Raw genomic sequence first — 13,601 nt, 5'->3', positions numbered from 1 at the left:
CCCTGTTCGCGCGGTTCTCCTCGCGCCAGGACGACTCGCCGCAGATGAAGATGATCGCGGCGCTGCGCAACCAGTTCGGCGGCCACGCCGTCGAGTCCAAGAGCGAGCACTGATCCACAGTCCGCGCGGCCCGCTGTCCACAGCCTGTGTGGACAGCGGCCGGCCGCGGCGGGTGGGCCGCCGGCACCCAGGCCACGGCGGCCCGTAGCCACAGCAGGTAAGCCGGGGGAGGTCGGCGCCACACCATGCACGTCACGCACCTTTCCCTGGCCGACTTCCGCTCGTACGCCCGGGTCGAGGTTCCGCTCGACCCGGGCGTCACCGCGTTCGTGGGGCCGAACGGCCAGGGCAAGACCAACCTCGTCGAGGCCGTCGGCTATCTGGCGACGCTCGGCAGCCACCGGGTCTCGTCGGACGCGCCCCTGGTGCGCATGGGCGCCGACCGGGCGGTCATCCGGGCCGCGGTGCGGCAGGGCGAGCGCCAGCAGCTCATCGAGCTCGAACTGAACCCGGGCAAGGCGAACCGCGCCCGCATCAACCGGTCCTCGCAGGTCAGGCCCCGTGACGTGCTGGGCATCGTGCGCACGGTCCTGTTCGCCCCCGAGGACCTGGCCCTGATCAAGGGCGACCCCGGAGAGCGGCGGCGCTTCCTCGACGAGCTGATCACCGCCCGCTCCCCGCGCATGGCGGCGGTCCGCTCCGACTACGACCGCGTCCTGAAGCAGCGCAACACGCTTCTGAAGTCCGCCGCCCTCGCCCGGCGCCACGGCGGCCGCTCCATGGACCTGTCGACCCTCGACGTCTGGGACCAGCACCTCGCCCGGGCGGGCGCCGAGCTGCTCGCCCAGCGCCTCGACCTCATCGCCGCGCTCCAGCCGCTCGCCGACAAGGCGTACGAACAGCTGGCCCCCGGCGGCGGCCCCCTCGGCCTCGACTACAAGCCCTCCTCGCCCGCAATCGTCGGCCACGCGCGCGAGGAGCTCTACGAGCAGCTGATCGCCGCCCTGGAAGAGGCCCGCAAGCAGGAGATCGAGCGGGGCGTCACCCTCGTAGGACCCCACAGGGACGACCTTCTACTCAAACTTGGCCAGCTGCCCGCGAAGGGCTACGCCTCGCACGGAGAGTCGTGGTCCTACGCGCTCGCCCTGCGGCTCGCCTCGTACGACCTGCTCCGGGCCGAGGGCAATGAGCCGGTCCTCGTCCTCGACGACGTCTTCGCCGAGCTGGACGCGCGCCGCCGCGAGCGGCTCGCGGAGCTGGTGGCCCCCGGGGAGCAGGTCCTGGTGACGGCCGCCGTGGACGACGACGTACCGGGAGTGCTGTCCGGCGCGCGGTACGCCGTGTCCGGAGGCGAGGTGGAGCGCGTATGACCGAGCCCGGCAAGCCCTCGGATCCGGCCCGCCCCGAGGAGCCCGCGGGGGCCGGGGCGGCCAAGCCCGCGCCGCCCGAGCCCTCCGGCGTCGACCTCGCCCGCGTGGCCCTGCGCGCCGCCAAGGAGCAGGCACGCGCGCGTGGGGACGCGACCCGCCAGAAGAAGCAGGCCCGGCGCGGCGGCCTGCGCTCGGGCGCGCGCTCCGACGGACGCGATCCGCTGCCGCTCGGCTCCGCCATCAACCGTCTGATCACCGAGCGCGGCTGGGAGACCCCGGCGGCCGTCGGCGGCGTGATGGGCCGCTGGCCCGAGATCGTCGGCGAGGACCTGGCCAAGCACTGCGTACCGCAGCGGTACGACGAGAACGAGCGCGTCCTGACCGTGCAGTGCGACTCCACGGTCTGGGCGACGAACCTGCGACTGCTCGCTCCGCAGCTGGTCGCGCGCCTGAACGAGGACCTGGGGCAGGGCACCGTACGCCTCATCAAGGTCCTCGGACCCGGCGGTCCCGCACGCCGCTTCGGACCCTTGCGAGCGCCTGGCAGCACGGGTCCCGGCGACACCTACGGATGACGAGATCCGGTCGGTAGCTGGGGGTTGACCGCCCGAAGCGCTGAGTGCCGCTGTGAGCCTCTTAGAGCCCGGGGGCGCATATGGGGAGTCGGCTGATGCCGGTTCAGGGCGGCACATGCGGACTCAGGTACCGGCAAACCCCCATCACTGTCGGCGCTACCGGTAGACTGGAAGCTAATCCCGCCCCAGTCGTGGGGAGCATCGGGAGAAGCTGAGCAAGAGCTGAACCAGGCTTACCAACGCAACACGCCGCAGCCGCTCCGGCCAGCGCCGGGAGCTTGGCTTTGTGCTGTGCCAGAAAGGGCGCTTCGTGGCCGATTCCGGCAACCCCAACGAGAACATCCCGTCCACTGCCGCCGGCGACGGCGCCGTACCCCCCGAGGCCAGCCAGGCCTCCGGCGAGGGCACGGCCTCGTACGACGCCAGCGCCATCACCGTCCTCGAGGGTCTGGACGCGGTCCGCAAGCGGCCCGGCATGTACATCGGCTCGACCGGCGAGCGTGGTCTGCACCACCTCGTGCAGGAAGTCGTCGACAACTCCGTCGATGAGGCCCTCGCCGGGCACGCCGACACCATCGACGTCACGATCCTCGCCGACGGCGGGGTGCGCGTGATCGACAACGGCCGCGGCATCCCGGTGGGCATCCACCCGGTCGAGAAGAAGCCGGCCGTCGAGGTCGTGCTCACCGTGCTGCACGCGGGCGGCAAGTTCGGCGGCGGCGGGTACGCCGTCTCCGGCGGTCTGCACGGCGTGGGTGTCTCCGTGGTGAACGCGCTCTCCACCAAGCTGTCCGTCGAGATCAAGACCGACGGCTACCGCTGGACGCAGGACTACAAGGGGGGTGCCCCCACGGCACCGCTCGAGCGGCACGAGGCCACCGACGAGACGGGCACGTCGGTCACGTTCTGGGCCGACGGTGACATCTTCGAGACCACCGTGTACTCCTTCGAGACGCTGGCGCGGCGCTTCCAGGAGATGGCCTTCCTCAACAAGGGCCTGACGATCAAGCTCACCGACGAGCGCGAGTCGGCCAAGGCCACGGCGGGCGCCGACTCCGCCGAGGCCACGGACGACACCGCCGAAGAGGTCCGCTCGGTCACGTACCACTACGAAGGCGGCATCGTCGACTTCGTGACGTACCTCAACTCCCGCAAGGGCGAGGTCGTCCACCCGACCGTCATCGACGTCGAGGCCGAGGACAAGGAGCGCATGCTCTCGGTCGAGATCGCGATGCAGTGGAACTCGCAGTACAGCGAGGGCGTGTACTCCTTCGCCAACACCATCCACACGCACGAGGGCGGCACCCACGAAGAGGGCTTCCGTGCCGCGCTGACCGGTCTGGTGAACCGTTACGCGCGCGACAAGAAGCTGCTCCGCGAGAAGGACGACAACCTCACGGGTGAGGACATCCGCGAGGGTCTGACCGCGATCATCTCGGTGAAGCTGGGCGAGCCCCAGTTCGAGGGCCAGACCAAGACGAAGCTCGGCAACACCGAGGCGAAGACGTTCGTCCAGAAGGTCGTGCACGAGCACCTCACGGACTGGTTCGACCGCAATCCGAACGAGGCCGCGGACATCATCCGCAAGGGCATCCAGGCCGCCACCGCGCGCGTGGCCGCCCGCAAGGCGCGTGACCTCACCCGCCGCAAGGGCCTCCTGGAGACCGCGTCCCTGCCGGGCAAGCTCTCCGACTGCCAGTCGAACGACCCGACGAAGTGCGAGATCTTCATCGTCGAGGGTGACTCCGCCGGCGGCTCGGCCAAGTCCGGCCGCGACCCGGAGTACCAGGCGATCCTGCCCATCCGCGGCAAGATCCTGAACGTCGAGAAGGCCCGCGTCGACAAGATCCTCCAGAACCAGGAGATCCAGGCGCTGATCTCGGCCTTCGGCACCGGAGTCCACGAGGACTTCGACATCGAGAAGCTCCGCTATCACAAGATCATCCTGATGGCGGACGCCGACGTCGACGGCCAGCACATCAACACCCTGCTGCTGACGTTCCTGTTCCGCTTCATGCGTCCGCTGGTCGAGGCGGGCCACGTCTTCCTGTCCCGCCCGCCCCTTTACAAGATCAAGTGGGGCAAGGACGACTTCGAGTACGCGTACTCGGACCGCGAGCGCGACGCGCTGATCGAGCTCGGCCGCCAGAACGGCAAGCGGATCCGCGACGACTCGGTCCAGCGCTTCAAGGGTCTCGGCGAGATGAACGCCGAGGAGCTGCGCATCACCACGATGGACATCGAGCACCGCGTGCTCGGCCAGGTCACGCTCGACGACGCCGCCCAGGCCGACGACCTCTTCTCGGTCCTCATGGGCGAGGACGTCGAGGCCCGCCGCTCGTTCATCCAGCGCAACGCCAAGGACGTCCGCTTCCTCGACATCTGAGCCGGTCAAGCACCCCGAAGGCTGCTGACTGACGTACGAAAGGATCTTGACCGGCCATGGCCGACGAGAACAACCCCACCCCCGCCGAGGACGGCGAAGGCCAGACGGTGCGCATCGAGCCCGTCGGGCTCGAGACCGAGATGCAGCGTTCGTATCTCGACTACGCGATGTCCGTCATCGTGTCCCGCGCGCTGCCGGACGTCCGCGACGGTCTCAAGCCCGTGCACCGCCGCGTCCTGTACGCGATGTACGACGGCGGGTACCGCCCCGAGAAGGGCTTCTACAAGTGCGCCCGCGTCGTCGGCGACGTCATGGGCAACTACCACCCGCACGGCGACTCCTCGATCTACGACGCGCTCGTCCGCCTCGCGCAGCCGTGGTCGATGCGCATGCCCCTGGTGGACTCGAACGGAAACTTCGGCTCTCCGGGCAACGACCCCGCGGCCGCCATGCGCTACACCGAGTGCAAGATGGCGCCGCTGTCCATGGAGATGGTCCGGGACATCGACGAGGAGACCGTCGACTTCACGGACAACTACGACGGCCGCTCCCAGGAGCCCACCGTCCTGCCGTCCCGCTTCCCGAACCTGCTGATCAACGGCTCGGCCGGCATCGCGGTCGGCATGGCCACCAACATCCCGCCGCACAACCTCCGCGAGGTCGCGGCGGGCGCGCAGTGGGCCCTGGAGCACCCGGAGGCCACGCACGAGGAGCTGCTCGACGCCCTGATCGAGCGCATCAAGGGCCCCGATTTCCCGACCGGCGCCCTCGTAGTGGGCCGAAAGGGCATCGAGGAGGCGTACCGCACGGGCCGTGGCTCCATCACGATGCGCGCGGTCGTCGAGGTCGAGGAGATCCACAACCGCCAGTGCCTGGTGGTCACCGAACTCCCCTACCAGGTGAACCCGGACAACCTCGCGCAGAAGATCGCCGACCTGGTGAAGGACGGCAAGGTCGGCGGCATCGCCGACGTCCGTGACGAGACGTCGTCGCGCACGGGCCAGCGCCTGGTCATCGTCCTCAAGCGGGACGCGGTCGCCAAGGTCGTCCTGAACAACCTCTACAAGCACACCGACCTGCAGACGAACTTCGGCGCCAACATGCTGGCGCTCGTCGACGGCGTGCCGCGGACCCTGTCCCTGGACGCGTTCATCCGCCACTGGGTGAGCCACCAGATCGAGGTCATCGTCCGGCGCACGAAGTTCCGGTTGCGCAAGGCCGAGGAGCGCGCCCACATCCTGCGCGGCCTCCTCAAGGCCCTGGACGCCATCGACGAGGTCATCGCGCTCATCCGGCGCAGCGACACCGTCGACGTCGCGCGCGAGGGCCTCATGGGCCTCCTGGAGATCGACGAGATCCAGGCCAACGCCATCCTGGAGATGCAGCTCCGCCGCCTCGCCGCCCTGGAGCGCCAGAAGATCATCCAGGAGCACGACGAGCTCCAGCAGAAGATCAACGAGTACAACGCGATCCTGGCCTCGCCCGAGAAGCAGCGTGCGATCGTCAGCGAGGAGCTCGCCGCGATCGTCGACAAGTTCGGCGAGGACCGTCGCTCCGCGCTCGTGCCCTTCGACGGTGACATGTCCATCGAGGACCTGATCGCCGAAGAGGACATCGTCGTCACCATCACGCGCGGCGGCTACATCAAGCGCACCAAGACCGAGGACTACCGCTCGCAGAAGCGCGGCGGCAAGGGCGTGCGCGGCGCGAAGCTGAAGCAGGACGACATCGTCGACCACTTCTTCGTGTCGACGACGCACCACTGGCTGCTGTTCTTCACCAACAAGGGCCGCGTCTACCGCGCGAAGGCGTACGAGCTCCCGGACGCCGGACGGGACGCGCGCGGCCAGCACGTCGCGAACCTGCTCGCCTTCCAGCCGGACGAGTCGATCGCCGAGATCCTCGCGATCCGCGACTACGAGGCCGTGCCCTACCTGGTGCTCGCCACCAAGGGCGGTCTGGTCAAGAAGACGCCTCTGAAGGATTACGATTCGCCTCGCTCCGGCGGCGTCATCGCCATCAACCTGCGCGAGACGGACGACGGTTCGGACGACGAGCTGATCGGCGCGGAGCTGGTGTCCGCCGAGGACGATCTGCTTCTGATCAGCAAGAAGGCGCAGTCGATCCGGTTCACCGCTACGGATGACGCGCTGCGCCCGATGGGCCGCGCGACCTCCGGCGTCAAGGGCATGAGCTTCCGCGACGGTGATCAGCTGCTCTCGATGAATGTGGTCCGGCCCGGTACGTTCGTCTTCACCGCCACTGACGGTGGGTACGCGAAGCGGACCCCGGTCGACGAGTACCGCGTCCAGGGCCGCGGTGGTCTCGGCATCAAGGCCGCCAAGATCGTCGAGGACCGTGGTGAGCTGGTGGGCGCGCTGGTGGTCGAGGAGACCGACGAGATCCTCGCCATCACCCTCTCCGGCGGTGTGATTCGTACGCGAGTCAACGAGGTCAGGGAGACGGGCCGTGACACCATGGGCGTCCAACTGATCAACCTGGGCAAGCGCGATGCCGTCGTCGGCATCGCTCGCAACGCCGAGGCCGGGCGCGAGGCCGAGGAAGTCGACGGTGTCGACGAATCGTCTGACGGCACTCCGGCCGTCAGTACGGACGAGGGCACACCGTCCCCGGCCGAGTAGCGCGAGGAGTGAGTCATCGTGAGTGGAGCCACGGGCGCCGGAGCGGCTGGATCGCGTGGAACCGGCACGGACGGTGCCCGTGGCTCCGCCACTGATGACGACTCCCACGAGTCTCATGGATCCCAGGGGGGGACTGTGACAGACACCCGAGGTCGAGGCACGCAGACGTCCGAGACCGAGGGCCCCGCCAAGAGCGGGGCTGCCAAGGGCGGCACCGGCAAGGGCGGGGCTGCCAAGGGCGGAGCCGGCAAGAAGGGCGCGTCCGCGGGGGGCGGCTCCAGCGCCCTGCCCGGCGAGCGCCCGCCCCAGCAGCAGGGCTCCCAGCCGTACCACCCGCCGCAGGCCTATCAGGCCGCTCCGGCCGGTGGCGCGGTCCGCCGTCCCCGCACGGGGGCGCGCACCACCCCGCGCACGCGCAAGGCGAGGCTGCGGGTGGCCAAGGCCGACCCCTGGTCGGTGATGAAGGTCAGCTTCCTGCTGTCCATCGCGCTCGGCATCTGCACGATCGTCGCGGCCGCGGTGCTGTGGATGGTCATGGACGCCATGGGCGTCTTCTCCACCGTCGGCGGCACGATCTCCGAGGCGACGGGGTCGAACGAGTCCAACGGCTTCGACCTGCAGGCCTTCCTGTCGCTGCCGCGCGTGCTGATCTTCACCTCGATCATCGCGGTCATCGACGTCGTCCTCGCCACGGCCCTCGCGACGCTCGGGGCGTTCATCTACAACCTCTCGGCGGGCTTCGTGGGCGGCGTGGAACTGACGCTGGCCGAGGACGAGTAACCGCCGTTCTTCCGAGCCTTTCGGCTCTCCACGCTCCTCCCGCCGCGCTTTCGTACGTCTCCTGCGCTTTTGTACGTCTCTGCGCTTTCGCGCGCCGCCGGGGTTCCTTGGGTATACGGGGCCCCGGCATTGCGCTGAGCGGCTCCGGTGCGGCCTTCGGGGCTCGCTGTGGGGCGCTGGTGGGACCGCCCGGCCGCCGGGTGACGGACCGTGGCGGCAGGCGCTTACCCCTGACAAGGGCGAGGTCACCGGTCCCCGGGCTATCGATTTTGGGACTGGCCCCCACGTGCGCTAATCTTCAGAGGTCAGCGCGCGGGGCAACCCGCAGAGCGCGGCGGGGCTATAGCTCAGTTGGTTAGAGCGCATCCCTGATAAGGATGAGGCCACAGGTTCAAATCCTGTTAGCCCCACAGACACGAAGACCCCCAGCCGGTACAGGCTGGGGGTCTTCTGCGTGTGTGACGTCCGCCGCTCCGGGGTTACGGCTCCGCGGCGAGACTCGCGCTCGTGAGGGCCCCTGAGCCGTCGTCCGCGGCCTCCGCGTCCGTCGTGGGGAGGTGGCGGCAGCTCGGCGTCGAACCGTGGGCCTCGGCGCGGATGCGTTGCTTCATGGTGGGCGGCAAGGACCGTTCGTACGCCATCGCCCAGGCGGCGAGCACGTGCTCCTGTGCGCTCGTCATGCTCTTGCACGTCGTCGTGGCGTCCTGTACCGGCGTGGCCGCGGTCGCCGAGGAGGCGAAGCCGAGAGCGGCGAACAGGGCGAGGACGGCGGAGACGAGCGTGGTCCACAGCTTCATGGCCTTGGTGGCGGACATGACCTCTCACTTTCGGGTTGGGCGATTTGCGTACTTTCCTCATGATGTGTATGCGGGGCCGACAGTGGGGGACCGACGCTCGCGTGGCGTCGATCTTCAGATGAACACCACCCAGATGGGTGCAGGAGGCCCGAGAAAGCAGGGAAGCGGGGCAAGCGCGGCGAACCCCGCTGGGAACGGAGCGTAGGCGGAGGGATTCCGTCCGCATCTACTGCGGTGTTCCTGAGGGGAGTTGAGGCCGATCCAGGTCACCGATCGGTATCGGTCGGTGTGTATAGTCGGGCGCCAGAAGTCCCCTACGTCAAGGAAAGACGAGGTCGCGCGGTGAAGAAGCTTCTCCTGGTCGCACTGGCCGCCATCGGCGGGCTCCTCGTGTACCGCCAGATCCAGGCGGATCGCGCCGAGCAGGATCTGTGGACGGAGGCGACCGACTCCGTGCCCACGGGTTCGTGAGTATCGACAGCAGTCTCGTCGCAGGGCCCCGGTCGCTAGAGCGGTCGGGGCCCTGTGCTGTGCGAAGGGGCTTTTGCCCCGCTTCTCCCGGGTCAGGCGTCTGACGTCCTCCGGCCCGTACGCGTGAGGCGTCCGGGGTCGTGTGTGCGGGGCGTCCCGGCCCGCGCGTGGGTGTGGCGTCGTGACGTCGTGATGTCACGGCGTCGTGGCGTCGTGGCGTCCGTCACGGCGTCGTGGCGTTCCCCTCGATTCACTTACGCAATTTCATTGCTTGCTTGGGCAAATCAATGGAGGGTGAGGTGGAGAGCGGCGTGACGCGGCACCGGGCGGGCCGTCGGACGGTGGCGGGCGCGGGGGCCGCGCTCCTGAGCGCGGTGTGGTGCGCGACCGCGCTCCCCGGGACCGCCCACGCGGCCGAGACACCTCAGCCGTACGCCTTCGCCGACGACGTACGCACCGTCGCGGGTACGCCGAGCAGCACCGGGAGCCGCGCGCTCACGCCGGGATCGACGTACCGGAGCGCCATCAAGCACCCCGGCACCGGAGGCACGACCCGGCTCTACTACCGGCTGGAACTGGACGCCAAGGACACCGTCTACGTCTCCGCCACCGCGCTCCCCGGCCTCGGCAGCGACGTCGGCTTCGCGGACGGCGTCCGGGTGTCCATCGAGGACGCGAACGGCTTCGACTGCGACTCGGGCTCGGCGCGTTTCGGCGCCTCGCGCAGCCCCCGGCCCCTCACCGCGTCGGCCCTGCGCGCCGCCGGGCCGGACGAGAGCCGCTGCGCCGCGGCGGGCACCTACTACGTGGTCGTCGAGCGAACCGCCGCCTCCAGGTCGTCGATTTCGTCCGCGACGGAGAAACCGTCCACTCCGGAGAGCTGGGATCTGGAGCTGTACGTCACGTCGGAGCCCGTGCTCGCCCGACGGGGCGCGACGACACCGCCCCCGACGGGGGACTCCGGCACGCCATCCCCGCCCGCGGGCCCGGCCCGCCCACGCGCGGGAGGCAGCAGCTTCGGCACGGCCAAGGCCCTGGACCAGGGCGTCTGGGGCGACCGGGTCGAGCCGGGGCACACGCGCTACTACCGCGTGCCGGTGGACTGGGGGCAGCGGCTCTCCGCGACGGTCGAGGTGGGCGGGGCGCGCGGCCGGGGGATTCCCGGTGGGATCGGGGGCGCTGACGGAACTGATGGTTCCGGCAGGTCCAGCGGGGCCGGGGCGAGCGGTGGCACCGCAGGCCGCGAGTACGTCACCGCCGCACTGGTCGTCTCCGTGTTCAATCCCGCGCGCGGGCCGGTCGATGACATGGACACCGCGTACGACGGCCGGCAGAAGTCGACCACGCTGCCGACGCTGCCGCCCGTCGCCTACGAGAACCGCTACGCGCCCATCGACCGGCTCGCGGGCGCGCGCTTCGCCGGGTGGTACTACCTGGCGGTCTCCCTCGACCCGGACGTCGGCACGCAGTTCGGCGAGGGCGCGGTCGGGCTGACCCTGCGGGTGGGCGTCTCGGGGCAGCGGCGTGCGGGACCCGCGTACGCGGGGGTGGCGCGGCCCGCGGACGCGTTCGGCGTGACGGGGCGGGACGAGGCGGCGGCGCGGGGCGGCGCCGGTGGGGACGACGCCTCCGACGGGCCTGGTGGGCGCGGCGAGGGCCGTAGTGGCACGGCGGCCGCGGGCGGGAGCGGCGACGAGGCCATGAAGGTGCTGGCCGCCGCGGGCATCGGCACGGGGACGGTGCTGGTGGCCGTGCTGGGGGTGTGGACGCTGGTGGGGCGGAGACGGGTGGCGGGGCGCCGGGCTTCGGCCTGAGGGGCGCCGGGCTGCGGCCTGAGGGGGGCGTGCGGGGCCGAGCCTCAGAAGCGCCTCAGGAGCGCTTCAGATGAGCCTGGGACGCGCTTCGGATGACTCAGATGCGGGTGAGGGCCCAGAAGCCCACCGCGAAGCAGGCCAGCGCGGCGAGCAGCATCGGCAGCGCCACCTTCACGGGCGGGCCGCCGCGTTGGGGGCGGGACGCGTGGGAGCGGGTGGCCCGGGGACGCGGGGGTTGCTCAGCCTTGGGTGTCTCGATGGCCTGCGGCAGCGGCCATGCCTCAACCTGCGCGAGCGGTCGTGGAATTGGGGAGCTCGGATGGGGAACCTGCGCCGGGTGAGCGGTGTATGGAGAAGTAGGAGCGTATGCGTAGGCGCGCTGCACCGAGGAGCCGGTGACCTGTGAAGGGTCGCCCTCCGCCGGTGCGGCCTGACGGGGGGATGGAGAGGCCACATAGGCGTGTTGGGCAGGGCCTCGCGGCTCCTGGGCCGGTGGCGGGACGGGCATCGGTGTGGGGGGAGTGGGCGGCTGCGCGGGTTGTGGAGGAGCCTGCGTCGGCGGGGGCAGGTGGAAGCTGCCGGTTTCCGACATCGGGGGGTGCGGGGGCAGCGATGGCGGTGTGACGGGGCGCTGGGGAGCGGACGGCGTGGACGGCGTGGATGGCTCCGCGAGGGGGTGCTGGGGCAGGAGTGGTTGGCCCATGGATGGCTGGCCCACGGGTGGTTGTCCGGTGGCTGGTCGCCCGGTGGCCGGTTGGCCGATGACCGGTTGGCCCGCAGGAGGCGGCGGGGTGTGCGGCTGGGACGCGGTCGGCTGAGCAGCGGGCAGACGGGCCGAGGCCTGCTCAGACGCGGAGTGCTGGGATGCAGCCTGCTGGGACGCGGAGTGTTGAGAGGCAGCGTGCTGAGAGGCAGCGTGCTGGGGCGCGGAGGGCTGGGACGCGGAGTGTGGAAAGGAGGAATGCGGCGAGGAGGAGGGCGGCGAGGAGGAGGGCGGCCGGGGCGGTGGCGGCTTGGGCGCGCGAGTGAGGGGTCCGTCAGGGCCGAACCCCTCCGGCAGCGGCCCCAGTTGGTCGAAGATCTCGACGAGCTCGTCGTCGGGCCCGGGCTCCGGCAGCATCTCGGCGGCGGAGGCGAGCGCCTTGCGCGCCCCCGTGGCGGTGCGGAAGCGCGCCTGCGGATCGGGTTGCAGCAGCGTCGCGATGACCTGCCACAGCGGCTCGGGCACGCCCCGGGGAGCCCCTGGGGTGCCGTGCGCGGCGAAGTGCTCGATGAGGGCCTTGGCGTCGGGCTTGGCACCCTGCAGCAGATAGAGGGCGACGAGTCCGACGGCGAAGAGGTCGGCCGTGAAGTCCGGCTCGGCGCCCAGCATTTGCTCGGGCGCGAAATAGCCGGGCGTGCCCACCACGTAGTCCGTCTCGGTCAGCCGCGGCTCGCCCTTGCGCATCGAGATGCCGAAGTCGGACAGGCGCAGGTGCGGGCGTCCCGTCCCCGTGGCCTCGAGCAGTATGTTGGCGGGCTTGATGTCGCGGTGGACGACGCCTTCCGCGTGCACGGCTGCGAGGCCGGCGAGGAGCTGGTCGAGGAGCGTGCAGCAGAAGCGGGGTGGCAGCGCTCCATAGTCGCCGATGACATGGGCGAGCGAGCCACCGGTGACCAGGTCCATGGTGAACAGGACCTGGTCGTCGTCGGCGGCCCAGCTGGCCGGGGCGAGCACATGAGGGTGGTCGATCCTCAGCGCCTGCTCCCGCACGAAGCGGAGCAGCGTATGGGCGTTCCTCTGCTGCAGGACCTTGGCGGCCACATACCGGCGCCGCCGCTGGTCCCAGGCACGCCATACGGCGCCTACTCCCCCGCGCCCGATCGGGTCGACGAGTTCGTACCGGCCGGCGAAGACCTCACCCATGGTCGTGCCCCGCTCCCCTTCCGGGCCGCCCGGCAGCGGCCCGGCCGACGGCTCAGCTCTGGTGCGCCTCGTAGTGGGCGACGGCGTCCGCGGTGCGGCCCGCCCCGTACACCCGGAGGAACTCTGCCAGTTCCGGGTGGGTCGGGGCGAGGGAGTCCGCGGCATCGATGATGTCGCCCGCCGCCGCGACGGAGCGCAGCAGCGACTGGATCTCGCGCACCACGCGCTTGACCGTGGGAGCGCCCGAACTTGACGTGGTCTGGGTGGTGTTGGTCAGTACGGAACCCCCCTGGGACTTCTTGATCTCGTCCATGCGGTCGGTTGCCTCGGCGGCGCTCACGCTGCCGTCCGCGACCTGCCCCGACAGCTCCTGCAGCAGCTGGACGCGCTGGACCACGGCCGGATTGCCGATCTTGGCGCGCTGGCCGCTCATGAGCTGGGACAGCATGGGCGCGGACAGGCCGAGCACCCCGGCCAGCCGTGCCTGGTTCAGGCCCAGGTCGTCGATGAGGCGACGGAAGAGTGCCCCCAGCGGCTCCCCGTACCAATTCCGCTGGAGTTCCCGTGCTCTTGCGGTCGATTCTTGCTGTGCAGCGTCCATGTTGCGTCTCCCCATCGCTTCCCCATTGGACTGCGGTTCGCTGCCGCGAACCACGTCGAGCATCTTACGGAGAGTGGTCGCGCACGGGGACCCCCAATCCTTTTGCGAGATCCCCCGGGGGACCCGGTACTCTGGTCTGCGACGCTCACCCGGTCGTGATCTTCGCGTACGGGTGTCGTTGTCCGGGGCCTTAGCTCAGTTGGTAGAGCGCTGTCTTTGCATGGCAGATGTCAGGGGTTCGACTCCCCTAGGCTCCACA

10 protein-coding genes, 2 tRNA genes and 1 pseudogene are annotated in these 13,601 nt (G+C 70.3%); 10 read left to right on the top strand and 3 right to left on the bottom strand.

The window, feature by feature from the left end:
• The 7 genes and pseudogenes from IG74_RS51270 to IG74_RS0130665 form a co-directional block, all read left to right on the top strand.
• Nucleotides 1–113: pseudogene (locus tag IG74_RS51270) on the top strand (6-phosphogluconate dehydrogenase); the annotation flags it as partial.
• Between the two features lie 132 nt (nucleotides 114–245).
• A complete protein-coding gene (recF, locus tag IG74_RS0130690) occupies nucleotides 246–1,370 on the top strand; it encodes a DNA replication/repair protein RecF (protein ID WP_030684030.1) in 1,125 nt (374 codons plus the stop codon).
• Nucleotides 1,367–1,945 (top strand): DUF721 domain-containing protein, encoded by a 579-nt coding sequence (locus IG74_RS0130685; protein ID WP_030684028.1) that lies wholly within the window; start codon nucleotides 1,367–1,369, stop codon nucleotides 1,943–1,945. The genes recF and IG74_RS0130685 overlap by 4 nt, the downstream gene beginning before the upstream one ends.
• A gap of 286 nt (nucleotides 1,946–2,231) precedes the next feature.
• Nucleotides 2,232–4,331, top strand: a complete 2,100-nt coding sequence (gene gyrB, locus IG74_RS0130680) for a DNA topoisomerase (ATP-hydrolyzing) subunit B (protein ID WP_030684027.1) — start codon at nucleotides 2,232–2,234, stop codon at nucleotides 4,329–4,331.
• 56 nt (nucleotides 4,332–4,387) lie between these two features.
• A complete protein-coding gene (gyrA, locus tag IG74_RS0130675) occupies nucleotides 4,388–6,973 on the top strand; it encodes a DNA gyrase subunit A (RefSeq protein WP_030684025.1) in 2,586 nt (861 codons plus the stop codon).
• 18 nt (nucleotides 6,974–6,991) lie between these two features.
• Nucleotides 6,992–7,753 carry a DUF3566 domain-containing protein gene (locus IG74_RS0130670; protein ID WP_030684023.1) on the top strand — a complete coding sequence of 254 codons (762 nt, stop codon included), beginning with the start codon at nucleotides 6,992–6,994 and terminating at the stop codon, nucleotides 7,751–7,753.
• Between the two features lie 336 nt (nucleotides 7,754–8,089).
• A tRNA-Ile gene (locus tag IG74_RS0130665) sits at nucleotides 8,090–8,163 on the top strand.
• Between the two features lie 69 nt (nucleotides 8,164–8,232).
• On the opposite strand, the gene IG74_RS0130660 is transcribed toward IG74_RS0130665, so the two are convergent.
• On the bottom strand, nucleotides 8,233–8,568 hold the full coding sequence (locus IG74_RS0130660) for a DUF6344 domain-containing protein (protein ID WP_030684022.1): 336 nt from the start codon (nucleotides 8,566–8,568) through the stop codon (nucleotides 8,233–8,235).
• 324 nt (nucleotides 8,569–8,892) lie between these two features.
• Here IG74_RS0130660 and IG74_RS53615 point away from each other — a divergent pair, with 324 nt between their 5' ends.
• Together IG74_RS53615 and IG74_RS0130650 are read left to right on the top strand one after the other, a co-directional pair.
• Nucleotides 8,893–9,021 (top strand): DLW-39 family protein, encoded by a 129-nt coding sequence (locus tag IG74_RS53615; RefSeq protein WP_003999697.1) that lies wholly within the window; start codon nucleotides 8,893–8,895, stop codon nucleotides 9,019–9,021.
• Between the two features lie 311 nt (nucleotides 9,022–9,332).
• Entirely contained in the window at nucleotides 9,333–10,835 is a 1,503-nt protein-coding gene (locus IG74_RS0130650) for a hypothetical protein (RefSeq protein WP_234334503.1), read from the top strand.
• Nucleotides 10,836–10,932: 97 nt separating this feature from the next.
• On the opposite strand, the gene IG74_RS0130645 is transcribed toward IG74_RS0130650, so the two are convergent.
• Together IG74_RS0130645 and IG74_RS0130640 are read right to left on the bottom strand one after the other, a co-directional pair.
• Entirely contained in the window at nucleotides 10,933–12,741 is a 1,809-nt protein-coding gene (locus IG74_RS0130645; protein WP_030684019.1) for a serine/threonine-protein kinase, read from the bottom strand.
• Nucleotides 12,742–12,793: 52 nt separating this feature from the next.
• Complete coding sequence (locus IG74_RS0130640; RefSeq protein WP_030684016.1) at nucleotides 12,794–13,342, bottom strand: helix-turn-helix domain-containing protein; 549 nt, start codon at nucleotides 13,340–13,342, stop codon at nucleotides 12,794–12,796.
• A 184-nt stretch (nucleotides 13,343–13,526) separates the two neighbouring features.
• On the opposite strand from IG74_RS0130640, the gene IG74_RS0130635 reads away from it, so the two are divergent.
• A tRNA-Ala gene (locus IG74_RS0130635) sits at nucleotides 13,527–13,599 on the top strand.
• Nucleotides 13,600–13,601: the final 2 nt, after the last annotated feature.

This window comes from Streptomyces sp. NRRL B-1347 (assembly GCF_000720325.1).
GTDB lineage: Bacteria > Actinomycetota > Actinomycetes > Streptomycetales > Streptomycetaceae > Streptomyces.
Note: the sequence above shows the minus strand (reverse complement) of the source record. Positions and strands in the feature narration are given on the sequence as shown.

Excerpts from the sequence above, each read along its gene's own strand:
- recF (WP_030684030.1), top strand. The coding sequence starts at position 246 with ATGCACGTCACGCACCTTTCCCTGGCCGACTTCCGCTCGTACGCCCGG.
- IG74_RS0130685 (WP_030684028.1), top strand. The coding sequence starts at position 1,367 with ATGACCGAGCCCGGCAAGCCCTCGGATCCGGCCCGCCCCGAGGAGCCC.
- gyrA (WP_030684025.1), top strand. The coding sequence starts at position 4,388 with ATGGCCGACGAGAACAACCCCACCCCCGCCGAGGACGGCGAAGGCCAG.
- IG74_RS0130660 (WP_030684022.1), bottom strand. The coding sequence starts at position 8,568 with ATGTCCGCCACCAAGGCCATGAAGCTGTGGACCACGCTCGTCTCCGCC.
- IG74_RS0130645 (WP_030684019.1), bottom strand. The coding sequence starts at position 12,741 with ATGGGTGAGGTCTTCGCCGGCCGGTACGAACTCGTCGACCCGATCGGG.
- IG74_RS0130640 (WP_030684016.1), bottom strand. The coding sequence starts at position 13,342 with ATGGACGCTGCACAGCAAGAATCGACCGCAAGAGCACGGGAACTCCAG.